This window comes from Ruegeria sp. AL7, from assembly GCF_056536105.1.
Window position 1 is genome coordinate 213,246 of record NZ_JBQFJF010000002.1, and the last position, 24,292, is coordinate 237,537.

The 24,292-nt window shown below is 60.6% G+C and carries 20 protein-coding genes; 11 read left to right on the forward strand and 9 right to left on the reverse strand.

The window, feature by feature from the left end; all coding sequences use genetic code 11:
* Both ACR3E2_RS18190 and ACR3E2_RS18195 read left to right on the forward strand, forming a co-directional pair.
* Nucleotides 1-1,509 carry a UbiD family decarboxylase gene (locus ACR3E2_RS18190; RefSeq protein ID WP_480484814.1) on the forward strand — a complete coding sequence of 503 codons (1,509 nt, stop codon included), beginning with the start codon at nt 1-3 and terminating at the stop codon, nt 1,507-1,509.
* Entirely contained in the window at nt 1,506-2,087 is a 582-nt protein-coding gene (locus ACR3E2_RS18195; RefSeq protein ID WP_480484806.1) for a UbiX family flavin prenyltransferase, read from the forward strand. The genes ACR3E2_RS18190 and ACR3E2_RS18195 overlap by 4 nt, the downstream gene beginning before the upstream one ends.
* Nucleotides 2,088-2,204: 117 nt before the next feature.
* Here the strand turns inward: ACR3E2_RS18195 and ACR3E2_RS18200 are convergent, their stop codons facing one another.
* The 8 genes from ACR3E2_RS18200 to ACR3E2_RS18235 form a co-directional block, all read right to left on the reverse strand.
* Complete coding sequence (locus tag ACR3E2_RS18200) at nt 2,205-4,622, reverse strand: GcvT family protein (protein ID WP_480484805.1); 2,418 nt, start codon at nt 4,620-4,622, stop codon at nt 2,205-2,207.
* A 28-nt stretch (nt 4,623-4,650) separates the two neighbouring features.
* The gene (locus ACR3E2_RS18205; protein WP_480484804.1) at nt 4,651-5,901 is read right to left on the reverse strand and encodes an aminotransferase class V-fold PLP-dependent enzyme; all 1,251 of its coding nucleotides are present in this window, start codon (nt 5,899-5,901) and stop codon (nt 4,651-4,653) included.
* Nucleotides 5,902-6,211: 310 nt separating this feature from the next.
* On the reverse strand, nt 6,212-6,952 hold the full coding sequence (locus ACR3E2_RS18210; RefSeq protein WP_480484803.1) for a maleate cis-trans isomerase family protein: 741 nt from the start codon (nt 6,950-6,952) through the stop codon (nt 6,212-6,214).
* Nucleotides 6,949-8,016: a pyridoxal phosphate-dependent aminotransferase gene (locus ACR3E2_RS18215; protein WP_480484802.1), complete on the reverse strand. Its 1,068-nt coding sequence runs from the start codon at nt 8,014-8,016 to the stop codon at nt 6,949-6,951. The genes ACR3E2_RS18210 and ACR3E2_RS18215 overlap by 4 nt, the downstream gene beginning before the upstream one ends.
* Nucleotides 8,013-9,665, reverse strand: a complete 1,653-nt coding sequence (locus ACR3E2_RS18220; protein ID WP_480484801.1) for a hydantoinase B/oxoprolinase family protein — start codon at nt 9,663-9,665, stop codon at nt 8,013-8,015. Before ACR3E2_RS18220 ends, ACR3E2_RS18215 begins: the two co-directional genes overlap by 4 nt.
* On the reverse strand, nt 9,665-11,758 hold the full coding sequence (locus tag ACR3E2_RS18225; protein ID WP_480484800.1) for a hydantoinase/oxoprolinase family protein: 2,094 nt from the start codon (nt 11,756-11,758) through the stop codon (nt 9,665-9,667). Before ACR3E2_RS18225 ends, ACR3E2_RS18220 begins: the two co-directional genes overlap by 1 nt.
* Before the next feature lie 243 nt (nt 11,759-12,001).
* Nucleotides 12,002-13,102 carry a Gfo/Idh/MocA family protein gene (locus ACR3E2_RS18230; RefSeq protein WP_480484799.1) on the reverse strand — a complete coding sequence of 367 codons (1,101 nt, stop codon included), beginning with the start codon at nt 13,100-13,102 and terminating at the stop codon, nt 12,002-12,004.
* Between the two features lie 12 nt (nt 13,103-13,114).
* Nucleotides 13,115-13,825, reverse strand: a complete 711-nt coding sequence (locus tag ACR3E2_RS18235) for a GntR family transcriptional regulator (RefSeq protein WP_480484798.1) — start codon at nt 13,823-13,825, stop codon at nt 13,115-13,117.
* A 105-nt stretch (nt 13,826-13,930) separates the two neighbouring features.
* On the opposite strand from ACR3E2_RS18235, the gene ACR3E2_RS18240 reads away from it, so the two are divergent.
* From ACR3E2_RS18240 to ACR3E2_RS18265, 6 genes are read left to right on the forward strand one after another with little or no spacing between them, the layout of a single operon-like run.
* The gene (locus tag ACR3E2_RS18240) at nt 13,931-15,085 is read left to right on the forward strand and encodes an LLM class flavin-dependent oxidoreductase (protein ID WP_480484797.1); all 1,155 of its coding nucleotides are present in this window, start codon (nt 13,931-13,933) and stop codon (nt 15,083-15,085) included.
* Nucleotides 15,085-15,975: an aldo/keto reductase gene (locus tag ACR3E2_RS18245; protein ID WP_480484796.1), complete on the forward strand. Its 891-nt coding sequence runs from the start codon at nt 15,085-15,087 to the stop codon at nt 15,973-15,975. The genes ACR3E2_RS18240 and ACR3E2_RS18245 overlap by 1 nt, the downstream gene beginning before the upstream one ends.
* Entirely contained in the window at nt 15,975-16,490 is a 516-nt protein-coding gene (locus tag ACR3E2_RS18250) for a flavin reductase family protein (protein ID WP_480484813.1), read from the forward strand. Before ACR3E2_RS18245 ends, ACR3E2_RS18250 begins: the two co-directional genes overlap by 1 nt.
* 53 nt (nt 16,491-16,543) lie before the next feature.
* Nucleotides 16,544-17,131, forward strand: a complete 588-nt coding sequence (locus ACR3E2_RS18255; protein ID WP_480484795.1) for a TRAP transporter small permease — start codon at nt 16,544-16,546, stop codon at nt 17,129-17,131.
* Entirely contained in the window at nt 17,132-18,421 is a 1,290-nt protein-coding gene (locus ACR3E2_RS18260) for a TRAP transporter large permease (protein WP_480477545.1), read from the forward strand. It begins immediately after the preceding gene.
* 24 nt (nt 18,422-18,445) lie between these two features.
* The gene (locus ACR3E2_RS18265) at nt 18,446-19,507 is read left to right on the forward strand and encodes a TRAP transporter substrate-binding protein (protein ID WP_480484794.1); all 1,062 of its coding nucleotides are present in this window, start codon (nt 18,446-18,448) and stop codon (nt 19,505-19,507) included.
* Between the two features lie 30 nt (nt 19,508-19,537).
* Here the strand turns inward: ACR3E2_RS18265 and ACR3E2_RS18270 are convergent, their stop codons facing one another.
* Complete coding sequence (locus ACR3E2_RS18270; RefSeq protein ID WP_267365609.1) at nt 19,538-20,008, reverse strand: tetratricopeptide repeat protein; 471 nt, start codon at nt 20,006-20,008, stop codon at nt 19,538-19,540.
* A 33-nt stretch (nt 20,009-20,041) separates the two neighbouring features.
* Here ACR3E2_RS18270 and ACR3E2_RS18275 point away from each other — a divergent pair, with 33 nt between their 5' ends.
* The 3 genes from ACR3E2_RS18275 (at nt 20,042) to amaB (ending at nt 24,051) form a co-directional block, all read left to right on the forward strand.
* Nucleotides 20,042-21,295 (forward strand): cytochrome-c peroxidase, encoded by a 1,254-nt coding sequence (locus ACR3E2_RS18275; RefSeq protein ID WP_480484793.1) that lies wholly within the window; start codon nt 20,042-20,044, stop codon nt 21,293-21,295.
* Nucleotides 21,296-21,429: 134 nt separating this feature from the next.
* Nucleotides 21,430-22,536, forward strand: a complete 1,107-nt coding sequence (locus tag ACR3E2_RS18280; RefSeq protein ID WP_480484792.1) for a saccharopine dehydrogenase family protein — start codon at nt 21,430-21,432, stop codon at nt 22,534-22,536.
* A gap of 3 nt (nt 22,537-22,539) precedes the next feature.
* A complete protein-coding gene (gene amaB, locus ACR3E2_RS18285; RefSeq protein ID WP_480484791.1) occupies nt 22,540-24,051 on the forward strand; it encodes an L-piperidine-6-carboxylate dehydrogenase in 1,512 nt (503 codons plus the stop codon).
* Nucleotides 24,052-24,292: the final 241 nt, after the last annotated feature.

Sequence of the window (24,292 nt, forward strand, 5' to 3'; positions counted from 1 at the left end):
ATTCGCACCCTGCCGCAATATCCCAGCCTTCGGCATTTTCTGAAATGGTGCGAGGACACCGGACAGTTCAGGCGCATCCCTGATCCGGTTTCCGTACGCCACCAGATGACCGCTGTTCACCGCGCCGTACTTGAGGCGGGCGGACCGGTTCTGCAATTTGACCACCCGACAGACGTGTCCACTGATCGGCTCGATACCCCGGTCGTCGTCAACCTGTTCGGAACGGCAGAGCGGGTTGCCGCCGGGCTGGGTGTCACACCCGACGGGCTGGACGATCTGGGCGCCTTTCTCGCCGCGCTGCGAGCCCCGACGCCGCCGGACGGGGTGCGGGACGCGCTGGCCAGATGGCCGATGCTGAAGGCGGCCCTGTCGACCCGGCCGAAACTGGTCAGAACTGCCCCGGTTCAAAGCGTCTGCCACAGCGGGGCGGATGTGGACCTGACAGCGCTGCCGGTCCAGACGCACTGGCCCGGTGATGTCGGGCCGCTGATCACATGGCCCGTGGTCCTTACCCGGCCCTACGGCAGCGATCCCAACGCGGCGCAAGGCTATAACGCGGGGGTTTACCGCATTCAGGTGCTGGACCGGAACCGTGTCATCATGCGCTGGCTGCCCCATCGCGGTGGCGCGGCGCATCACCGAAGCTGGGCGAGGTGCGCCGAAAAGATGCCCGTCGCCATTGTGCTGGGCGCAAACCCCGCGACTTTGTTGTCGGCGGCCCTCCCGCTGCCAGAGGCGGTATCCGAGCTGACATTTGCCGGAGCCCTGAACCAGAAGCGCCCACATCTGATCCCGGCCAGAACCATCCCCCTGCTGGTCCCTGCAGAGGCCGAGATTGTTCTGGAAGGTTGGGTTTCACCAAGCGAAACCGCCCCCGAGGGGCCTTTTGGGGATCATACCGGCTATTACAACCCGGCTGAACCCTTTCCGGTGATGCAGGTCAGCGCTGTCACCCATCGGGACACGCCGCTGTATCTTTCGACCTATACCGGGCGGCCACCGGACGAGCCGTCGATCATTGGCGAGGTGTTCAACCACCTGGCCCTGCCGACCATCCGTGCGCAGATCCCCGAAATCCACGATCTTTGGCTGCCGCCCGCCGCCTGTTCCTATCGTATGGCAATCGTTGCCATCGACAAACGATATCCGGGGCAGGCCCGGCGCGTGATGATGGCCCTGTGGGGAATGCTGCCGCAATTCAGCTATACGAAAATGATCATCGCGGTCGATGCCGATATCGATCCACGAAACTGGGAGGATATTGCCTGGGCGCTTGCCACACGCATGGACCCGGGCCGGGATGTGATGGTGCTGGACAGGACACCTATGGATTATTTGGATTTCGCATCACCCGAACCCGGTCTGGCCGGAAAAATTGGCATCGACGCCACGACGAAACTGGGCAGTGAAACGCAGCGGGAATGGGGGACGGTGATGCACACTGCGGATGGAGATCACGCCTTTGCGGAAGACCTTGTAAGCCGATTGATGCCGGAGCTGAGAGCATGACAAACGCCCGTGTTGTTTTGGGGGTATCCGGTGCGTCGGGCGCGGCGTTGGGCCTTGCCGTGGCCCGGTGTCTGGCATCATCGGATATCGAGACCGATCTTGTGGTCAGCGCAGCCGGGATGCGAACCCTTGCGCAGGAATGCGGCCCGGATTCTTTGCAAAACCTGCGGCAACTGGTGACGCGGCATCACCCGAGCGCCGATATCGGTGCCAGCATTGCGTCCGGGTCGGTTCCGGTATCCGGCATGATCGTTGCGCCCTGTTCCATGCGAACGCTTGCCGCGATTGCGCATGGGCTGGACGATAACCTGCTGACGCGCGCCGCCAGTGTTCAGCTCAAGGAACGCAGGCCGTTGGTTTTACTGACACGCGAAGCACCGCTGACGCTGGCCCATTTGCGCAACATGACGGCGGCGGCAGAAATGGGGGCCATCATCCTGCCCCCGGTTCCTGCGTTTTATCTGAAGCCCGACACCCTGATGGATATCGTGTCCCAGATCGCTGCACGCGCGGTGGATTGCCTGCGCATTTGTGACCCGGTGGCGCAAGAGTGGCGCCCGCAATGCGCTGGTGGGTGAGTTCGGGCGCCTCCGGCGGGAGTATTTGGAAAAAGATGAAGTCGCCTGAAGGGCCGAGACGAGACATCTTTAGGAGCGTCTTATTGGCCTTGCCTGCCTGTAGACGGGTTTTGAGCGTTAACACCGCAGTCTGGCGCCTGTCGGGTCAAACGGTGCCTCGGCCAGTACGCGCGCCTTGTGCGGTTTGCCGATGACCTGAATGACCACCTCATCGCCCGGCTGTGCCCTGTTTGGGTTGCGGAACCCCAGCGCCAGCGATTTCCCGACCGAATAGCCGAACGCCCCCGACGTGACACGACCCACGGGCGCGCCGTCGGGGGTAAAGATCGGCTCACCCCCGGTTGCGTCGGCATCTGCGGTCACATCCAGTTCGAAGACGGACAGCACCTCGCGCGCGGGGTTGTCCTTGACGGACAGATAGGCGTCTTTGTGCAGGAAATCCTTGTCCAGCTTGATCAGACCTGCCAGCCTGACCTCTTGCGGCCAGTATTCCTGAGAATACTCGCGCCCCCACGAGCCATAGCCCTTTTCGATCCGCAGCGCCCCCAGCGCGCGCCCGCCCACCGGACCGCCACCACAGTCTTTGGCAGCCTCAAGCAGGGCGGTGTAGAGCGCCACCTGATCCCCCTCGGCGCAGTGCAGTTCCCAGCCCAGATCGCCGGTAAAGCTGACCCGGATGGCCACGCATTCGACACCAGCAACCGTGATTTTCTGCGACCGCATGAAGCGGAACGCCTCGTTCGACAGATCGGTATTGGTCAGGCGTGCCAGCGCTTCGCGTGACCTGGGGCCTGCGATGTTGAACCCTGCGATGCGGTCGGTGGCGACCTCAAGAGTTGTGCCCTCGGGCATTTCCACCATTTGAAAGAAGCGCTGATGATAGCGTTCGGCCATGCCTGACCCGATCATCATGTATTCATCCTCGGCCAGCTTGGTGATGGTGAAATCGCCCGCCACGCCACCGCGAACCGAGATCAACGGCGTCAGACAGCTGCGCCCCACTTCGGCAGGCACCCGATTGGCCACCAGACGGTCCAGCCAGTCATGGGCACCGGGGCCCTTGATCACGTAATTGGCGAAGTTCGAAATGTCGATCAGGCCCACGCTGTCGCGCAGCATCTGCACCTCTCGGCCCACGGGCTTCCACCAGTTCTGGCGGGTAAAGCCGGTGGTCTCTTCCACCTCGGGCTCATCGGCGAACCAGAGCGGATGTTCCCAGCCGCAATTAAGGCCAAAGACGCAGCCCATCTGCTTCTGCATCTCATAGGCGGGGCGTATACGGGCCGGGCGGCCTGCGCTGCGTTCCTCGTTGGGGAAATGGATCTTGAAGCGGTGGGTGTAGGCATCCCGAACGCGGGCCTTGGTGAATTTCTTGTCGGCCCAGTCGCCAAACCGGGCCAGATCCCAGGCGAACATGTCGTATTGCGGCTCGCCCTCGATCATCCATTGCGCCGCCAGCAGACCCAAGCCCCCGGATTGCGAGAAGCCGGGGATCAGACCGCCGCAGAGGAAATAGTTCTTCAGCTCGGGCACCGGCCCCCAGAGCATGTTGGCGTCGGGCGACCAGATCATCGGGCCGTTGATCACGCGTTTCACCCCGGCAGTGGCCGCAACTGGCACGCGTTCGGTGGCGCGGATGACGTTTTCCATGATCCGGTCCAGATCGTCGGGGAACAAATCATGCGCGAAGTCGAGCGGCGTGCCGTCCTCGGCCCAGAACTTCATATCTTTCTCATAGGCCCCGATCAGAAGGCCGTTGCCTTCCTGCCGGAAGTAATATTCGCCGTCGCGGTCAGCGATCGAGGGCAAACGACGGCCCAGACTGGCGACCTCGTCGATGCTTTCGGTCACGAAATACTGATGCTCGGTCGGTTGCAGCGGCAGGGTCAGACCCGCCAGCGCCGCTACCTCGCGGCCCCAGAGACCGGCGGCGTTGACAACCCATTGCGTGTGAATGTCGCCTTTGGGCGTGCGCACGATCCAGCTGCCGTCGGGCTGTTTTTCGGTCGCTGTCACCGGGCAGAACCGTTCAATAGTGGCCCCCATCGCACGGGCCCCGGCGGCATAGGCATGCGGCACGCCCGACGGGTCGACATTGCCGCCATCGGGTTCGTACATGATGCAGCGGATGTCATCGAACTGCGCCAGCGGGTGCAGTTCCTTGGCTTCTTCACGGCTGACTTCGTAGAAGTTCAGACCATAAAACCGGGCTTTCGCCTCTTGCAGGCGCAGCTGGTGCTCACGCTCTTCGGTCTGGGCCAGATAGAGCGAGCCGGGCTGGAATACGCCGCAGCTTTGGCCGGTTTCCTGTTCCAGCTGTTTATACAGATTCATCGTATAGTGCTGGATGCGGGTGATGTTGTTGTTGTCGTGCAACCCGTGGATATTCGCCGCTGCGTGCCAGGTCGAGCCGGAGGTCAACTCGTTCCGTTCCAGCAAGACAACGTCGGTCCAGCCAAGCTTGGCCAGATGGTACAGGATCGAACAGCCGGCAAGGCCCCCTCCGATCACGACAGCTTGTGCATGAGTTTTCATGAGTGCATGTCCCTTGGTCCGCCGTAGCTCAGGCGGCGATTTCTTTCATGACAGCCAGAAATCTGGCGACTTCGCCGATTGAGTTGTAGTGGCACATCGAGACCCGGACGCAGGCGTCATAACCCAGCGGTGTCAATATGTTGCCAGAGTAATGGTCGGCCTTGCGCAAATGGGTGCGAATACCCTCATCGTTCAGCCGTTTGACGACATCCGCCGAGGCCACACCCTGAACGCGCAGCGACACCAGCCCTTCGCGAGCGGGGTTGTCGGCACCGCCCAGAATCGTGACCTTCTCCATCTCGGCCAGACCGCTCAGGTTGCCGGTGCCGTGGATCATCGCGTCGGTCAGTGCCTTTTCCTGCGCGTGGATGGCTTCGCCCGCTGCCAGAAATCTGGCACGCCGGTCGGTGGCGTCGCTGACCTGACTGCCAAGCCATTCGAAGTAAGACACAACGTCGGACATGGTCGCATAGGCCCCTGTATCGCGCGTGCCCATTTCCCAGTTATCTGCCGGACCGTCCAACAGGGCATTGTGTTCAAGCCGCGTCAGCCGGTCGGAAATCCACGCAACGCCGTAGCCATGGCGCGAAAACACCTTGTAGGGCGAGATCACGTAGCCGTCGACGTCATACGCGCTGAGGTCGATCTGGCCATGGGCGGCGTGCTGGATGCCATCGACAATGATGAAACAGTCTGGCGCCACGGCGCGGATCGCCTGCGAAACAGCGGCCACATCGACGCCCATGCCCGTCACCGGTGAGGTGTGCAGGATTGTCGCCACTTTGGTGTCGGGGGTGACGGCCGCAGCATAGGCGTCGGCTGTCACGGTGCCGGTATCGTCATCGTGGGGCACCAGCACATGGGTCTGCCCGGCGATGCGAGCCCAACGATCACAGGCTGACCGTGTGGCGGGGTGTTCCAGTGTCGACCCCAGCACAATCCCCGGACCGGTTCCCAGACAGGCGTTCATGATCAGCCGGAACAGAAGTTCGGTGCCGCTTTCACCGACAAAGAACTGACCACCGGGTGCATTCATGAAATCCCGCATATCAGCCTTGGCAGCGTTGATCGTGGCAACCAGCGCATGAGACCCCGGATTGTCGCGCCCCTGATTGTCGGGGATTGCGGCGTGACGTGCCGAGCTGTCCAGCACGGATTTCAGTGTCAAAGCCCCGCCGGCGTTTTCGAAAAATATCCGCTCGCCCTGTTCGGGGCAGTGATCGATCTGGGCAAAACGGTCGCGGATCTGGTTCAGCAGATTTTCCGAAATTTGGCTCATGAAAAGAGGCACCTTTGTATTTTGTGAACGTATGATGTTTCAGACAAGCCTAAGATGGTTTCCCCGCGGGGCAGGCCAAATTTCCCGTGACTGTGCGGCTGGTTCAACATGTGCTTCAATCCCGAGCGGTCCTTATTCCGACTATGGCGTAGAAGGCGCGGTATCTTGTTCTTTTGCGACGTAAATACAGTCACGTCTGCGACACGGCGCGTTGGGTGGGCTGGAATACCCGCCCCATATGCCGGTGCGCTCCCGCCTTTGATGCGGGCAGCCGACCGGGGCGGGTTCCATGCTTTTGCCTAACCCAAGGCTATAGCAGATCAAACAACCGCCCCGGAACAGTCCCGTGCCTTGGCAGGTCAAGCGCCCGCATCAGGGCAAACATCATGGCCTGATTGGACGTCACAACAGGTTTATCAAGGGCCGCTTCGATCCGGTCTATGGCCTCGACCGCGCGCATGTCGGTGCAGCTGAGTATAACGGCCTCGGCCTTTGGGTGGTCGGCCTGCATGGCAAGGTCGAAAACCTCGTCCGGGGTCAGTTCGCCCTGCCCGTAATTGCCCAGCTCGCGGCCGATATCGGCACATTTCACCGTTGTGATCCGGTTCTGCGTCAGAAAATCCATGGCCTGCGTGTTGATCTCGCCCAGATAGGGCGAAGAAAAACCGACCCGGGACACGCCAAGCGCATGGATCGCAGCAACAAGCGCCCCAGCGGCGGTAATACACACCGCCCCCGACGCGGCCCTGATGTCCTGCGACAGCTGGTGGTCAAAGGACGGGCCATGGGTCAGCGTGGCCGAGGTACAGCCATAGAGCACCACATCGGGCCGAACGCCCGAGATCATCTTGAGGTCGTGGCCGATATCCGAGGCCCCCAGACCCGCCATCTGATCCGATCCGGGGATCTCATCCACGTCATAGCCACCCATTCGCTGAAAATGCACCGTCGTGTCCGGGCAGCGCATCAGCATCATGTCAGCTTCGAGATTGGTGTTGGTAAAGGGCACCAGCACCCCGATTTTGGCCCGTGTCCGGGTTTCAAAGGTCATGACGTCACCTCTTTCAGAACAGTCAGGCAGCGCTCCATCACTGCCGTGTCGCAGATCGTGGCGCGCAGGCAATCCGCGAGGCCATAGCCGCCCATTCCGCGCATGAGCAAACCCGCTTTGCGCAACGCGGCATCCGCTTTTTGCGCCGTCGCGGCATCGGCAAAGCGGATCAGGACAAAATTGGTGTGGCTGCGCGGAACAGATAATCCCAGCTCCCGGCACCCGTCGGCAAAGCGATCCCGGATGGTGGCGGTTCTGGCAACCGTGTCGCACATGTGGGGCTGATCCTGCATCGCTGCCGTTGCCATGGCCTGAGAGAGGGTCGATACGTTGTTGGGGTTGAGCAGCTTTCGCAGCTCAATCGCGACCTCTGACGGGAACAGACCCCAACCCACGCGCGCGCCCGCCAGACCGTAAGCCTTTGAGAAGGTGCGTATAACCGCAGTATCCCCACGTGCGACGAGGGCAAAGATTTCAGCCGGGTCGTGGTCGCGATCGGCGAATTCGGCATAGGCCTGATCGACCACCAGCAGCACGTTCCCGGGCAGGGTGTTGCGCAGGCGGATGATCTCGGCATTCGGGATCAGGGTGCCGGTCGGGTTGCCGGGGTTGCAGACAAAGACGATCCGGGTTTCAGGCGTGACAGCGGCCAGAATGTCATCGACCGAGACGGTCAGATCAACCTCGCGCGCTTTCACATAGTCTGCCCGCACCTGCGCCGTGGCTGAGGCCACATAGGCATAGCCGTAATCCGTGCCCAATACATGGTCGCCCGGCCCTGAATAGGCGCGGATCAGGCAGCCGATCAACTCCATCGATCCGGCACCGCACAGGATGTTGTCGGCTGGTACCCCGTGCACCTGAGCGATGGCGGCGCGCAGGTCCGACCAGTCGGGATCGGGATAAAGCGGCATCCGGTGCAATGCCGCCTGCCTTGCCGCAATTGCGGCAGGGCTGACCGGAAAGGCGCTTTCATTCTGGGCCAGAGATACAGTGTCCGGCCCACCCATATCGGCCAGCGCATAGGCCGCCATGGCACGAATGTGATCAACCGCGCGGATCATGAAGCACCCCCATAGGCTTTGGCACCTTCTTCTGTGACCAGCCCGCGCCTGAGGTCCAGCGCCAGCGCCTCTGGGTCGCGCGCGGCCGGATCGCCAAAGCCGCCGCCGCCGGGTGTGTCGAAGATCAGGTAGTCGCCACTTTCCACACGTAGCTCACCCTTACCCGGAATGTCTGCGCCGCCATCGCGGAACCGGATACGCCCCGGCGCGCCGGGCAGGCCACCCATGCGGCCCAGAGCCGGAAATTTCAGACGTTCGACCGACAGGAAGACGATGAAGGGGGCATCGTTGGCAGACGTCATCTCGATCCGCTGACCCAATCCTCCCCTGTACTGGCCCGCGCCGCCCGAGTCGGGCAACAATTCTCGTCGCCACATGATCACCGGGGCGACACTTTCGGTTATTTCGACCTGCGAGCCGAACACCCCCGAAGGGTAGGCCGTCGCAGACAGGCCATCCGCGTGGGGCCGCGCCCCGGTGCCGCCATTGTGAACGGGTTCGATGGCAAATTCGCGCCCGCCATTCGCCGCCACTTCGGGAGCGTGGCGCATTGGCAGGTCGAACATGCACGAGGCCCCTTCGGCAGGCACCTGTTCGGGCAACGCCTGATGCAGGCAGCCCAGAACCAGATCCGGTGTGACCTGCCCCAGCGTATGCCGCATGGCCACCGGCACCGGATGCTGGGCGTTCAGGATGCAACCCTTGGGGCCGTCCACCGTGAAAGGTTCCAGCGAGCCTGCGTTGTTCGGGATATCCGGCCCGACGATGCAACGCAGGGCAAAGACCGTATAGGCGGTCGCATAGTTCAAAGGCACGTTGATGCCCTTCTTAGAACACCCGGACGTGCCCGTGAAATCGACATGCATCCCGTCTTTGGTCACGGTGAGCGTCGCGTGCAGCTCCAGCTCGGCCTCATAGCCGTCCATGTGCAGCACGTTTTTGTAAACGCCTTTGGGCACCTCGGCGATGGCCTGTAACGCGCCTTTGCGCGAGGTGTCGATGATATAGGTGCCAAGCCTGTCCAGATCTTCGATCCCGAACTCCTCCATCATCGCAACAAGGCGGTTCACCCCGGCCTCGCAACAGGCGATCAGGGCGTAGATGTCGCCCTCATTGGCCACAGGCTCGCGCGAGTTGGCGCGGATGATATCCATCAGCAGCGCATTGGGCGTTCCGGCCTCGACCAGTTTGCAAGGCGGGATCAGCAGGCCTTCGTCATAGATGTCCGAGCCTTCAGGTCCCATACCCAGACCGCCCAGATCCACCAGATGCGAGGTGCAGGAGGTAAAGCCCACCACCTTGCCGTCCTTGAACGCGGGCATCATCAACAGGAAGTCGTTCAGATGCCCCGAGGCCAGCCACGGGTCGTTTGTCATGTAGATGTCGCCGGGGCGCATGTCCTGCACCGCGAAACGGGCGCGCAGGTGCAGCACGGCCTCGGCCATGGTGTTGATATGGCCAGGTGTTCCGGTCACGGCCTGCGCCAGCATCCGGCCATTCACGTCGAATATCCCGGCGGAAATGTCACCGCATTCACGCACGATGGGCGAAAAAGCTGCGCGGATCAGGGTCTGGCCCTGTTCTTCGACCACAGCCAGCAGACGGTTCCACATCACTTGCAGGCGGGCGGGGGACAGATCAGCGGTCATCATGCGCCTCCTTTCTGGTCCTGTATCAGGACAAGGTTGCCGATTGCGTCCATCTCGGCCGAGAAATCGGCGGAAACGAGTGTGGTTGTTTGTGGTTCATGGATCAGCGCGGGGCCTGCCACATGGTCACCGGGGCGCATATCGGCGCGGGCGAGAAAGGCGGCCTGTTTTACCGTGCCATCCAGATCACAGGTGATGGGGCGCGTCTGCGTGACCTGAAATGCGGTTTTGCCCGGCGTTTCCAACACCGTAGGCACCGCTTTGTCCGGGGTGGCAACGCGAACGGCCCAGTTGAGAACCTCGATCTTCATCCCCGGCACAGGACGTGAGAATTGTTTGCGGTATTCTTCTTCGAATGCGGCTGTCAGCGGGGCGATATCCGGGCGTGTCAGGGCGCGGTCCGGCAACGTAATCTCGATCTCATGCCCTTGCCCGCTATAGCGCATGAAGGCGGTGCGCAGGGTTTCGGTGGGTGCATCCCCTGCCCCTTGGGCGACGACCTCTTTTGCTTCGGCAATCATCGTATCGAACAGGGCGTTCACCCCGTCCATGTCCATGCTGTCGAGCAGAGAATAGCGCGAGCGGACGATTTCGAAAGATACCGGGGCAAACAGGAACCCAACCGCCGAACCAACGCCGGGATTGGGCGGGATCACGATACGCGACACCCCGGCGGACCGGGCGACGCGGGTGGCATGCAGCGGCCCGTTGCCACCAAAGGCAATCATGGTGCGCGGGCCAAGGTCCTTGCCGCTTTCAACCGCGTGCATCCGCCCGGCGCTGGCCATGCTTTCGACAACGATGCGGCTGACCCCATCTGCCGCACCTGTTGCATCCAGCCCCAGTTTTTCCCCGATCACACGTCTCAGGGCGGCCTTTGCGCCATCGGGGTCAAGCTGGATATGCCCCTCGGCAAAGGTGTCGGGTACGATATAGCCCAGAGTGATGTCGCTGTCGGTCACGGTCGGATCGGTTCCGTCGCGCATAAAGGCGACCGGTCCGGGTTCCGAGCCTGCCGATTTCGGCCCGACCGTCAGACGCCCGAGACGGTCAACACCCGCGATCGAACCGCCGCCAGCGCCGATTTCAATCATCTCGATCACCGGAATGCGCACCGGCATTCCCGACCCCTTGATGAACCGCGCCGCGCGGGCGATTTCGAATGAGCGCGAGGTCTGGGGGCGCGCGTTGTCGATCAGGCAGAGCTTGGCGGTGGTGCCGCCCACATCGAAAGACAGGACCTGATCCAACCCGGCACATGCGGCGATGCGGGCAGCCAGAATGGCCCCACCGGCGGGGCCGGATTCCACCAGACGAATGGGGAAACGCGTGGCGGTGCTGATCGTGCACATACCGCCGCCTGCCGTCATCATCAGGATCGGACAGGTTACGCCCTCGGCCGTGAACTGATCCACGAACCGGGTCAGATAGCTTTCCATCAGCGGCTGAATATAAGCGTTTGCCACAGTGGTGCAGAGCCGATCAAACTCTCGCGCTTCGGGGCTGACATCGGACGAGATCGAGACGGTCAAACCGGGGCGGTGTCGCGCCAGAACATCGCGCAAACGCCGTTCGTGGGCCGGGTTGGCGTAGGAATGCATCAGGCAGATGGCCACCGCCTCGGCCCCGCTGGCGTCAATCTCGGCCAGCAAACGATCTACTTGCCCTTCATCCAGTTCAATCAGCACCTTGCCTTCTGCCGACATGCGTTCGCATATGGTCAACGAGCGTTCGCGCGGCACCAGCATGTCTGGCTTTTCAAGGTTGATGTCGTATTGGGAATACCGACGCTCGTACCCGATATCGAGAATATCGCGGAACCCTTCGGTGCAGACCGTGGTCACGACCGCCCCGCGCCGCTCGATCAGCGCGTTGGTTGCCAGAGTTGTTCCGTGAATGAATCCGGTGACATCCTTCAGCGACCGGCCAGTCTGCGCCATGACGCGCCGCGCACCTTCCAGTGCGCCTTCTGCCGGGTTCTGGTGCGTGGTCAGGGTTTTGGTGGAGGCTAGTATCGTCTCATCACCCGAGACGAGGACCGTGTCGGTAAAAGTGCCGCCAATATCGATGGCGAGGCGCAGAGCGGTTGTCATGAGGTATTCCGTTGTCGTCTGAAAGCAGGCAGGCAGAACGGCCCCGCAGGGCGGTTACCGGCGCGTCGTGACCAGATCACAGCCGGTCGCACGGCGATCAAGGCGGGTGGGAATACACTGACAGATCATACAGTTTTTTCCCCTACTGCGCCCCGCTTCACTAGCTGATTTACGACAGATTGGCCCGCAAGCGACACATTTGTCGCCGCAGACCTGTCTACACTGAACTTGCCTGGGGTGAGTCTAAGGGTGCTTTAGGTGAACCGTTTCGCCGGTTTGCAGGGCCTGCTGCGCTGCCAATCCCATTCGCACCGCCCACAAACCGTCATGCACTGTCACATCCGGTTCGGCCTTGTGCCCGCGCACCAGATCCAGAAACCCCTTGTGCTGATAATAGGTCGAGCCGTTGTGATCTCCGGCAGCCAGCAAGCGGGGATCGACAGGGATATCCTGCGACATTGGCCCCTTGGGGTCCCGCGGGCTGACGATGACCTGCGGCACTGGCGGCGTTCCCAGATGGTCGGGCCAGAACCGCCCCGGCCCCGGCACCAGAGCCTCGACCTTGGCGTTGGGTCCGATGGCCGAAATCTCTTCCTGATAACGGGCGCCTTCGGCGAACATGCACAGCTCGAGCATCGCGCGCGCGCCATTGGCGAAATCGACCAGAACATAGCCATGATCCAGTATATCGGGTGTTTCACCCCCGTAGGTTTCGTCCAGATGGTTCACTGCCTGCCCGCCGCTTGCGGTGATTCGCACCGGGTCGGATTGCAGGATCAGCCGCATCAGATCGAAGAAGTGGCAACATTTTTCAACAAAAGTGCCGCCGGTGTTGCGGTTGAACCGGTTCCAGTCGCCGACTTTGCGCAGAAATGGAAAGCGATGTTCCCGGATCGACAGCATCCTGACCCCGCCTGTGTCACCGATCTTGTCGATCAGGGTCGTGATAGGCGGCATATAACGGTATTCCATCGCGACCCAGATCGGGTGTGGATAGTCGCGTTGAACCTTCTCTAGCCTCGCGGCGTCCTGGGGGTTGGTGAACAGGGGCTTTTCCACCAATAGCGGCAAGGGGCGCGTTTGCGCGATTTCGCAGATTTGATCGACATGCATGTGATTTGGGCTGGCGATGACAAGGCAGTCCAGGTCTTCAAAATCCAACACCTCTTGCACCGAGCGTGCCATAACCGCACCCGGCGCAATCGCCTGCGCGGCTTTTCCCATCCCGGGATCGGGCTCGAATATCGCCGCGACACGCGTGCCGTCCAGCAAGGCGATATTGTGCAGGTGTTCCTGCCCCATCATGCCACATCCGATCAGCCCGTAATTGATGGTCCGGGTCATGCACGTTTCCTTTTACTTCAGACGTTGGACATAGGTGGCCCGGTCCGGGTCGAACCAGGTCTTTGAAAATTCGACAGGTTCGGATTTGTCCGACCAGCTGAACCGTTCGATATAACCCACCGTTTCACCGGCGGCTTTGGTGAACGCCGCGGGCGTCCAATCGGGCAGCTGGCCAATCGATACGCGATCTTCGGCCCGTGATATCCAGAAACCCAGCTGGTGCTGATAATAGCGGTAGAGCGAGTCCGACAGCAGGCTTCGCTTGATCAGGCCGGCTGATTCGTCCAGCCAGATTTCCTCGACCGCGATGATTGTGTCATTCAGATAGCGCATCCGACGTACGCGCGATCCGGTGTCCGAGGTGCCAAAATCCGGCAGATCGGAAGGTTTCTTCAGATGATCGACGGACAGGATATCCGCACGCGGCAACCCGCCCCCTTGGGGCAATTCCAGCCGGAACATCGCGTAGACGCTGTTCTGAGTTCCGGTCTCGCGGATGTAATTTCCTGACCCCTGAATACGCTCCAACATGCCTTTTTTCTCAAGCTCTGCGAGAGATTTTCGCAGCGTGCCGACCGACACGTTCAGCTCGGCCGCCATATCGCGTTCCGGGGGCAGACGCTCACCATCGATCAAGCGGCCCGCAGCGACATCGCGGATCAGCAGCTCGGCAATCTGAACGTAGATAGGCAGGGCATTGGGGTTTCGGGTGTTGGGGGGCATTTCAGGCGCTTCATTCGGTCGCAGGAAAAATTGATACACTATTGATCTACATCAATGTGATTGCTACGCAAGAGAAAAGTAAAAGATGCACGGAGCGTGAATCAAATGACCATCGTCCCCATCACATCCCCTGATCTGGATGCGGCCGAGGTTTCGTGGTTCGCCGCCTTATGTTCGGACGATTATCAGTTCCTGGGTGTGCCTGATGGTGATCTGCGGTCCAGCTGGGAGCATTGCTCGGCCATCGTGAAGGAGGCCGAGGCGCAGGGGTTCCGCAACATCCTGTGCCCGTCATCGTATCAGGTTGGGCAGGACACGCTGAGCTTTGTCGCCGGTTGCGCGCCGATCACGCAGAAGATCAACCTGTTGGCCGCTGTGCGCTGCGGCGAGATGCAGCCGATCATGCTGGCCCGCACGATCGCGACTTTGGATCACATGTTGAAGGGGCGGCTGACCGTCAACATCATTTCATCCGATTTTCCCGGCGAAAAGGCCGACAGTGCCTATCGTTATCAACGGTCGCGCGAAGTGGTCGAGATCCTGAAACAGGCCTGGACGCAGGAGGAAATCAACCATGCGGGCGAGGTCTACAACTTTACAGGTCTGACAACCGACCCGGCGCGACCCTATCAGACTGGCGGGCCGCTGCTGTATTTCGGCGGTTATTCGCCCTCGGCGCTGGAGCTGTGCGGCGAGCATTGCGATGTGTACCTGATGTGGCCGGAAACCAAGGATCAACTGGCCGAGCGGATGAAAGCTGTTCATGCAGTGGCCGAAAACTATGACCGTACGCTCGACTATGGCCTGCGGGTTCACATGATCGTTCGCGATACCGAAGCCGAGGCGCAGGAATACGCGGATTACATCGTCTCGAAACTGGATGACGACTATGGCCGCGCGATCCGCGAGCGGGCGTTGGATGCGACCTCGCTGGGTGTGGCGCATCAGACCAGGAACCGTGATCTGGCGGATGAGTATGGCTATGTGGAACCCGGTCTGTGGACAGGTGTCGGCCGCGCCCGTTCGGGCTGTGGTGCGGCACTGGTGGGATCAACCGATCAGGTCATGTCAAAGATCGAAGACTACCGGAAGATGGGCATTCGCGCCTTCATCTTCTCTGGTTATCCGCACATGGATGAGGCCAAGCATTTCGGTGCTCGTGTGATGCCGCATCTGAAAACATGCTCGCTGCCCGAAGCGTACGGGCGTGTGCCCAAGACACCCCCGGCCACGCCGCTGGGCAATGGAGTGCGCCGCTGATGCAACGTGTGAAACTATCCCCGACGCTGGAAATGAGCCGCCTTGTCTATGGCATGTGGCGGCTGGGTGACGATAGCGACACCTCGGCAGGGCATGTCGAGGCCAAGATTCAAGCCTGTCTTGATCAGGGCATCACCACCTTCGATCAGGCCGACATATATGGCGGATACGCGGCCGAAGCCGTTCTGGGCAACGCCTTGCGCGCCAATCCCGGCCTGCGCCAAAAGATGGAGATTGTCACCAAATGTGATATCGTCGCGCCCGTGGGGCGGCATTCCGATGCGAAGGTCAAATACTATGACACCTCGCGCGCGCACATCCTGAAGTCCATCGACACGTCCCTGTCGGAAATGGCCATCGACCACATCGATCTGTTGCTGATCCACCGCCCTGATCCGTTCATGGACCACCACGAAACCGGGGCAGCACTGGATGAGGCAGTCGCCAGCGGCAAGGTAGGCGCGGTTGGTGTTTCGAACTTCCGTCCGTGGGACTGGACCCTGCTGCAATCGGCGATGAAAACCCGGCTGGTCACCAACCAGATCGAGATCTCACTGGGCGAGATCACCCCTTTCACCAACGGAGATCTGGCGTTTCACCAACAGCATAGGCACCACCTTATGGCGTGGTCGCCGCTGGGGGGTGGGCTGTTGATGGCCGGAAACCCACCCGTTGGGGTTGTTGCCGATGAAATCGCAGAGGAGTTCGGTGTAGACCGGGCCGCTGTGGCGGTGGCCTTTCTGCTGGCTCATCCGGCGGGCATTCTGCCGGTTCTGGGCACCAACAACCTGAACCGTATCAAACGCATCTCGGACGCGCTGAAAGTCACAATTGATCGCGAAACCTGGTTCCGCCTGTACGAGGCGGCGCTGGGGCATGAGGTAGCATGATGAACGCAATCTCAAGAAACATGACCCACACCTTTGTGCCACATAAGGACGACACCCGGACCCTGCGGGATGCTTTTGGTCGGTTTGCAACCGGCGTTACCATCGTGACATGCGACAGCGGTGATGGCCCGATCTGCATCACAGCCAACAGCTTTTCGTCGCTGTCGCTGGACCCGCCACTGATCATGTGGGCCGGCGACCGCAACTCGCGCCGGTTCCCCTATTTTCGCGCGGCACCGCATTTCACGGTGCATGTATTATCGTCTGCGCAGGCTGAGCTGTGTTTTGGCTGCTCGAAAGATGCCCATGCCCTGCGCGACATCCGGCACGAGCGCTGTGCAAACGGCACCCCGCTGCTGTCGGATTGTCTGGCACGGTTTGAATGCGAACAACATGCCTATCACGACGCGGGCGATCACGTGATCGTGGTGGGCAAAGTCCTGAAGGCCAGCATGAGCGACGGCGACGCGCTGACGTTCTATGCCGGGAAAATGGGCCAATTCGCGCAGCACTAAGCGCGATCTGACGACCGCGGGACACACCTGCGGCTGAACAAGGGAGGATCCGCATGGGCGGACTGGCATCGGTGCTTGCGCCGATTGCATTTGTAAACGAAACCGTGCTGCGTCTGGGCCGCGCGGTTGGCGTTGTTGCGATTGCATTCATGGTCATCGCAATCCTGATTCAGGTGTTCTTCCGATACGTTCTGGGCAACGCCCTGCCTTGGCCGGATGAGGCCGCACGGTTCTGCATGTTGTGGATGACCGGGTTGATGGCACCGACGGCCTTTCGGCGCGGCGGTTTTGTAGCTATCGACATGCTGCAACGGTTTCTGCCGCGTATGCTCGGCCTGTCGCTCAATCTGTTCCTCCTGCTGATCTCGCTGGCCGTGCTTTTGGTTGCGGTCAATATCGGCTGGTCCGAGGTCACGGGCTTTGGCGGCAGGTTCGCCACCGCCGCCCTGTACCTGCCGACATCGCTTGGGTTTGACGAGTGGTATCGCATTCCGCGCAGCTGGATGATGGCTTCGCTGCTGGTGGGCATCATTCTGCTGATCTCGGTCAATATCGAGCTTATCCTGCGTTCCGTGGTCACCTTGCTTGGCGGCGCGCATCTTTTGCCGGACATTCCCGACGCAGCGATGGGGGCCGAATAGATGCTGATCTGGTTCCTGCCTACGTTCCTGATTTTCCTGCTGATTGGCCTGCCGGTCTTTTTCGCGCTTCTGGCGGCGCCCGGCATCCTGCTGTGGCTGAACGGACAGACGAATGACATCACCCTGCTTTATCGCAATGTCTACAACGGCATGGACAGCTTTCCGCTGATGGCCATCCCGTTCTTCATGCTGGCCGGGGAAATGATGAACCGTGGCGGCATAACCATCCGCCTTGTCGAATTCAGCCAGGCCCTGATGGGCCATCTGCGCGGCGGGCTGGCGCATGTAAATGTGCTGAGCTCGATCCTGTTCGCGGGCCTTTCGGGATCTGCGGTGGCTGACACGTCCGCCCTGGGGTCGATGCTGATCCCGGCGATGGAAAAACAGGGCTACACCCGAAAATTCGCCGCCGCCATCACAGCCGCAAGTTCGGTGATCGGGCCGATCATCCCGCCCTCGGGCATTATGATCATCTATGCCTATGTCATGGGTGAAAGCGTGGCCGCCTTGTTCCTTGCGGGGATCGTGCCCGGAATCATGGTGGGTGTCGGCCTGATGGTGATGATCAAGTTCATGGCCGACAAGTACGATTTTCCCGTCGCCAGCCGGAAATACACATGGGATGAGCGGCGCAAAGCCAGCCTCAAGGCGTTCTTCCCGCTGATGACGCCTGTGATCATTCTGGGCGGCATTCTGGGGGGCATCTTTACTCCGACCGAGGCCGCCGCTGTTGCTGTGGGCTACGCCTTTATCATCGGATTTTTCGTTCTGCGTACACTGACCCTGAGGGAAATTCCGGATGTTCTGAGCAATGCAGGTATGACGTCGGCTGTGGTGCTGCTGCTGGTTGGCGCAGCAATGGCGTTCAAGACCGTGGTCAGCCTGAGCCACGCCCCGGAACAATTGGCCTCGTTGATCCTCAGCCTGTCGGAAAATCCGCTGATCCTGTTGTTTCTGATCAACCTGTTGTTGTTTATCGTCGGTATGTTTCTGGACGCAGGCCCCGCGATCATCATCCTTGGCCCGATCCTTGGTCCCATTTTCACTGGCCTCGGCGTAGACCCGATCCATTTCGCCATCATCATGAGCGTCAATCTGACCGTCGGCCTTGCAACGCCCCCCATGGGGCTGGTGCTGTTCGTGGCCGCCGCCGTGTCGCGGGAGCGGGTCGAGACGATCGCCAAGGCGATCCTGCCGTTTCTGGCGGTCGAAATCATCGTGATCTTTCTGATCACCTACATCCCCGCACTATCCATGACGATCCCGAGGATAACGGGATTTGCAAACTGACTGAGTATCACAGGGAGGAAACGCATGCTCGGAAACTTCATCAAAACAGCGGCGATTGCCACATCGCTTGTGGCCGCGTCTGCGGTCGCTGCGGTGGCTGCGGACTATACGCTGCGCGCCACTGCCAATTCGAACGAAAATGACGAGGATTACGACGGTCTGATCGTTTTCAAGAACTATGTCGAGGCGGCGTCGAACGGCGCCATCGAGGTTGAGCTGTTCATCGGCACCCAGCTGTGTTCGAACGGTGCAGAGTGCCTACAAGGCGTGGCGGATGGCACCATCGATATCTATATCTCTACCTCGGGCGGTGCCTCGGGCATCTTCCCCTATGTGCAGGTTCTGGACCTGCCGTATCTGATGGCCGATGACCGGATCGCCGAGCATGTTCTGTCGGGCGATTTCACCCGCACCATGCGCGACATGGCGCTTGAGGATTCCGGAGGCGCGATCCGCCTGATGACCATCGGCAACACCGGTGGCTGGCGCAACTTCGCCAACACAAAACACCGCGTCGCAGAGCCTGCCGACATGGAAGGTCTGAAAATCCGCACTGTTGTCGCCGACCTGCCGCAGGAACTGGTCAAGGCCCTGGGCGCGTCACCTACACCGATCCCGTGGCCGGAACTCTTCACCAGCTTCCAGACCGGCGTTGTCGAGGGGTCAAAGAACGGCATCACCGACATCATGGGCATGAAGTTCCCGGATGCCGGCCTGCAGTATGTCACCCTGGACGGGCACGCCTATATGGGTGCGCTGTGGTGGATGAACAACGCCAAGTTCCAGGCGATGCCGGAAGATATGCGTCGGGTCGTTGTCGATGGGTTCTACGCCCTGCAACAGGCCACCTTTGCCTCGCCCAAGCGCAAGTCGATCCAGGCATATGAGGACTTCGTCGCAGGTGGCGGCGACCTTTATGTCCCGACGCCCGAGCAGAAGGCAGCGTTCAAAGCTGCGGCTTCGCCTGTCTATGACTGGTTCCAGACCAATGTTGCCCGTGGTGATGAAATCTTTGCCGCGCTGACCGAAGCGGTCGCGGCGGCTGAGGCGGACGTGAACGCCTCGCGCAATGCGGACCTGAACTAAACGGATGGGTCGGGCCTTGTGGCCCGGCCCTTATCGAAACGGGTACATCCACCCTTTGTAGTCGTTGACCAGAACATGCGCCTTCTCGATCTGCTCCGGCGACATTTTCTTGATCACTTCCTCAAGGCTGATCGCCGCATCGGGATCGCCGCCAATGGCGCTGAGCGTGTACCACATATATGCCCGCACCAAATCGGGCGCGGGCATTCCCAGACCCAGTTCATAGTACCAGCCGACCCCCGACTGCGCCCCCGGATGCCCCTTCATCGAGGCACGCAGATACCATTCAAACGCCCTTTCATGGTCCTGCTCGACCCCAAGACCCAGCCCGTACATCACACCAATCAGTTCCTCGGCCTCGGCATTGCCCGACCGGGCGGCGGGCAGCAGTTCCGCGCGCGCGGCTTCAAACTCTCCGGCCTCCATCATGTCACGGGCCTGTTCCAGCTCAGCCAGAGCCGGGGTCGCAAGAAAACAAAGGGTAAAGAGAAACTGGCGCATTGGGCGATTGTCCTCGTTTGGGCGGGGGCCGCGGTGGCGCAGGACCTGCCGCGCCCGCTGACAGATGATGACTTTATCCCATTTGATATGGAACAGGCCGCTATCGGTCATCAACTGTTTTACGATCCGATCCTGTCAGGCAATCTGAACATTTCATGCGCCCATTGCCATCACCCCGATTTCGGCACCTCTGACGGGTTGTCCCTGGGGATCGGCGAAGGCGGACAGGGTCTTGGCCCGGAGCGCACGCCGGGCACCGGGGCGGACAGGATCCGCAAACGCATTCCCCGAAATGCGCCGGGGTTGTGGAACCTCGGGGCCAAGGACATCCATACCGTTTTCCACGATGGCCGCCTGAGCATCTCGGACCTCTATGGCAACGGGTTCAATTCGCCAGCACAGGAATGGCTGCCCGGCGGATTGAACTCGCTTCTGGCGGCGCAGGCTTTATTCCCGCTGACCGCGCAATTCGAGATGGCCGGTAATGTCGCTGAAAATCAGGTGACCGGCGCGGTTCACGACAGGATTGACAAGGGCTGGCCGATCCTTGCCAAACGCGTGCGGACCGATCCGCGCTATGGCCCTGCCATAGTCGCGGCTTTTGACGATATCGAGACCACCGAAGACATCACGATCACCCAGATCGCAAACGCGCTGGCGGCCTTCATGGCCATTGAATGGCGCAGCACCGACAGCCCATACGACCAATACTTGGCCGGGGACAGGGATGCGCTGTCAGACATCCAGAAAGACGGGATGAACCTGTTTTATGGCAAAGCGCGATGTGCGACATGCCATGCGGGTCCGTTGATGTCGGACCAAGAGTTTCACGCGCTGGGTTTGCCCCCTTTCGGGCCGGGCCGGACCCGGCAATGGGACCCATACGCGCGGGACGTTGGCCGGATGGCGGAAAGCAACCGTGTGGAAGACGCCTATCGCTTTCGCACGCCGATGCTGCGCAATATCGCCCTGACTGCGCCTTATGGACATAACGGCGCTTTTGCGGATCTCGAAAGCATGATCCGTCACCATCTTGACCCACAGACCAGCCTTGCCAAATGGAAACCCGACATGGCTGCGTTGCCCAAGGTCCCCTGGTTGCAAGAGGTGGATTTCGTGGTGTGGGACGACCGGTTCGAGATGGAACGCCAGCGCAGCAGGATCGACATTGTGCCAGTGACGCTGTCGGATGTGGAAATCGCCGCCCTGGTCGCATTTCTGCATTCCTTGACGGGCACCGGCGTTGGCTCTCCTCCTTTCGGGGTGCCGGCCGATTTCAACCCCTGATGGCGGTCACGCCATAATGACAATTATTCCGGCATAATGTCGGATAAGTCGATCACTTCGTCAAATTGCGGCCTATGAAATGTCTGGCCAGCCTTGCACCATAATATCAGGAACAGAAATTTACGGAGACGTTGATGTCCTGGAATATTTGCGTAATCGGGGCTGGCAAGATCGGTCAGATGATCGCGACGCTGCTGAGGGCCTCGCCAAACTATACAGTGACTGTGGCCGACCATGACCTGAAAGCACTGGGTGAAATCACAAGGCTTGGGATTGGAACAAAGCAGATTGATGCCCGGGATGCGGAAAGTCTGGCAAAGGAGCTGACCGGGTTTAACGCCGTGGTTTCCGCGGCACCATTCTTTCTTACCCCAAACATTGCCAAGGCCGCCAAAGAGGCGGGCGCGCATTATTTTGACCTAACCGAAGACGTCGCGGCCACCGAGGCCGTACGCCAGTTGGCCGAAGGCAGTGAGACGGCTTTCATGCCGCAATGTGGTCTGGCACCTGGTTTTGTGGGTATCTCCGGAGCCGCGCTTGCAGCGGAGTTTGATGAGCTGGACAGCCTGCATATGCGGGTGGGCGCGCTGCCGCTTTATCCGACCAATGCACTGAAGTACAATCTGACCTGGTCGACCGATGGGTTAATCAACGAGTACTGCAATCCCTGCGACGCCATTGTGAACGGCAAACTGGTCAAGACCGCGCCGCTGGAAGATTACGAGATTCTGGGTCACGATGGCGTGGAATACGAATGCTTCAACACCTCGGGCGGGTTGGGCACGCTGCCGGAAACGCTGGAAGGCAGGGCGCGGGCCGTGTCTTATCGCACGATCCGGTATCCCGGCCATTGTGAAATCCTGAAACTGCTGCTGCACGATCTGGGGCTGGAACGCCGCCGCGATCTGCTGAAAGAAATCTTCGAGACCGCCCTGCCCCGCACTGATCAGGACGTTGTGCTGGTCTATTGCACGGCCAAGGGCATGATCAACGGCGTTCTGCGCGAGAAATCTTTGATCAACAAGAGCTTTTCCCGCACCATCAACGGACAGGTCTGGAGTGCCATTCAGGTCACCACAGCTGCGGGTATTCTGGGCGTTGTTGACCTGATGCGCACCGGCACGCTGCCTTCGAAAGGGTTCGTCCGGCAGGAACAGGTTAAACTGAACGACTTCCTGAATACGGAATTTGGCCAGCTGTATCGTGCTGGTGACGTGACCCGGCAGAACAAGGCGGCCTGAGATATGAAAGACATCGTAATGACAGCCCAAACCACGCTTGCAAATCTGGATCTGACGGATGCTGCATTGAAGGGCGGCACTCTGAAGGTGACGTCGCCGATTGACGGCAGCCTGCTGGCCGAAGTGCACGAAACTCGGGCCACCGAAATGGACGCGATCATTGCCCGCGCCAAAAACGCGTTCAAGGCGTGGCGCGTTGTGCCGGCCCCGCGTCGGGGCGAATTGATCCGCCTGCTGGGCGAAGAGCTGCGCGCGGCCAAGGACGAACTGGGCGCGCTTGTCAGCTGGGAGGCCGGCAAGATCACCTCCGAAGGTCTGGGCGAAGTGCAGGAGATGATCGACATCTGCGACTTTGCCGTTGGTCTGTCGCGTCAGCTTTATGGTCTGACCATCGCGTCGGAACGCCCAGGTCACCGGATGATGGAAACCTGGCATCCGGCGGGTCCGGTCGGGGTGATCTCGGCCTTCAATTTCCCAGTTGCGGTCTGGTCGTGGAATGCCGCTTTGGCACTGGTCTGTGGCGATCCGGTGATCTGGAAACCGTCCGAGAAGACCCCGCTGACAGCGATGGCCTGCCAGAAGATCTTTGAACGCGCGCTGGTGCGGTTTGGCGATGCCCCCGAAGGGTTGCTTCAGGTCCTGATCGGTGGCGCGGAGTTGGGCGAGGCGCTGGTGGCCAGCGAAGATGTTCCGATCATCTCGGCCACGGGTTCGACACGTATGGGTCGTGCGGTTGCGCCCATTGTTGCGGCACGCTTTGGCAAGTGCATTCTGGAACTGGGCGGAAACAACGCGATGATCGTCGGCCCTTCGGCGGATCTGGAAATGGCCGTGCGCGCCATTGTCTTCTCGGCCGTTGGGACCGCCGGTCAGCGTTGCACCACGCTGCGCCGTCTGATCGTGCACAACTCGATCCGTGAGGAACTGGTGGGCCGCCTGAAAAAGGCTTATGCCGGTCTGGCCATCGGCAATCCGCTGTCTGAGGGCACGTTGATCGGACCACTGGTGGATGAGGCATCGGGTGCCGCCATGAAATCCGCACTGGAGGCCGCAAGGGCCGAAGGCGGCACCGTGTTTGGCGGTGAACGCGTGACCGAAGGGCTTCCTGCGGGTGTCTATATGCAGCCCGCAATCGTCGAAATGCCCGGCCAAAGCGCGGTCGTGAAAACCGAAACTTTCGCGCCAATCCTTTATGTTATGGGCTACGACGACTTTGACGATGCGATCCAGCTTCAAAACGATGTGCCGCAAGGGCTGTCATCCTGTGTGTTCACGCTGAACATGCGCGAGGCCGAGCAGTTTCTGACTGCGGCGGGGTCGGATTGCGGTATTGCCAACGTCAACATAGGCCCCTCGGGCGCCGAGATCGGTGGCGCATTCGGTGGCGAAAAGGAAACCGGTGGCGGACGCGAAAGCGGCTCGGACGCGTGGAAAGCCTATATGCGCCGCCAGACCAACACCGTGAACTACTCGGCAGAGCTCCCGCTGGCGCAGGGTGTCAAATTCGACATCTGAACCAGCGCGCAAACTGACGGGCAATCTGATCCCCCCGGAGCTTTGATGTTTCGGGGGGATCGCTTTTGTCGTGCAGGGTTTGGCACTGGCAGGCTGAAGCAGGCACAAAACCGGTGGTTCTTGACGAAATCCCTGCCGTGCGGCATGTGATGTCGCTGGGGGGGGAACGGCATGTCCGATAGGGTCAGATGGCCCGACACGGCATGTATGAACAGGTTAAGCGTCCGAGTGGCCCCGATGG

What these genes read in the sequence shown, in the direction of transcription:
- ACR3E2_RS18195 (WP_480484806.1), top strand. Translation starts at nt 1,506, where the DNA reads ATGACAAACGCCCGTGTTGTTTTGGGGGTATCCGGTGCGTCGGGCGCG.
- ACR3E2_RS18200 (WP_480484805.1), bottom strand. Translation starts at nt 4,622, where the DNA reads ATGAAAACTCATGCACAAGCTGTCGTGATCGGAGGGGGCCTTGCCGGC.
- ACR3E2_RS18205 (WP_480484804.1), bottom strand. Translation starts at nt 5,901, where the DNA reads ATGAGCCAAATTTCGGAAAATCTGCTGAACCAGATCCGCGACCGTTTT.
- ACR3E2_RS18210 (WP_480484803.1), bottom strand. Translation starts at nt 6,952, where the DNA reads ATGACCTTTGAAACCCGGACACGGGCCAAAATCGGGGTGCTGGTGCCC.
- ACR3E2_RS18215 (WP_480484802.1), bottom strand. Translation starts at nt 8,016, where the DNA reads ATGATCCGCGCGGTTGATCACATTCGTGCCATGGCGGCCTATGCGCTG.
- ACR3E2_RS18220 (WP_480484801.1), bottom strand. Translation starts at nt 9,665, where the DNA reads ATGACCGCTGATCTGTCCCCCGCCCGCCTGCAAGTGATGTGGAACCGT.
- ACR3E2_RS18225 (WP_480484800.1), bottom strand. Translation starts at nt 11,758, where the DNA reads ATGACAACCGCTCTGCGCCTCGCCATCGATATTGGCGGCACTTTTACC.
- ACR3E2_RS18230 (WP_480484799.1), bottom strand. Translation starts at nt 13,102, where the DNA reads ATGACCCGGACCATCAATTACGGGCTGATCGGATGTGGCATGATGGGG.
- ACR3E2_RS18235 (WP_480484798.1), bottom strand. Translation starts at nt 13,825, where the DNA reads ATGCCCCCCAACACCCGAAACCCCAATGCCCTGCCTATCTACGTTCAG.
- ACR3E2_RS18240 (WP_480484797.1), top strand. Translation starts at nt 13,931, where the DNA reads ATGACCATCGTCCCCATCACATCCCCTGATCTGGATGCGGCCGAGGTT.
- ACR3E2_RS18245 (WP_480484796.1), top strand. Translation starts at nt 15,085, where the DNA reads ATGCAACGTGTGAAACTATCCCCGACGCTGGAAATGAGCCGCCTTGTC.
- ACR3E2_RS18250 (WP_480484813.1), top strand. Translation starts at nt 15,975, where the DNA reads ATGAACGCAATCTCAAGAAACATGACCCACACCTTTGTGCCACATAAG.
- ACR3E2_RS18255 (WP_480484795.1), top strand. Translation starts at nt 16,544, where the DNA reads ATGGGCGGACTGGCATCGGTGCTTGCGCCGATTGCATTTGTAAACGAA.
- ACR3E2_RS18260 (WP_480477545.1), top strand. Translation starts at nt 17,132, where the DNA reads ATGCTGATCTGGTTCCTGCCTACGTTCCTGATTTTCCTGCTGATTGGC.
- ACR3E2_RS18265 (WP_480484794.1), top strand. Translation starts at nt 18,446, where the DNA reads ATGCTCGGAAACTTCATCAAAACAGCGGCGATTGCCACATCGCTTGTG.
- ACR3E2_RS18270 (WP_267365609.1), bottom strand. Translation starts at nt 20,008, where the DNA reads ATGCGCCAGTTTCTCTTTACCCTTTGTTTTCTTGCGACCCCGGCTCTG.
- ACR3E2_RS18280 (WP_480484792.1), top strand. Translation starts at nt 21,430, where the DNA reads ATGTCCTGGAATATTTGCGTAATCGGGGCTGGCAAGATCGGTCAGATG.
- amaB (WP_480484791.1), top strand. Translation starts at nt 22,540, where the DNA reads ATGAAAGACATCGTAATGACAGCCCAAACCACGCTTGCAAATCTGGAT.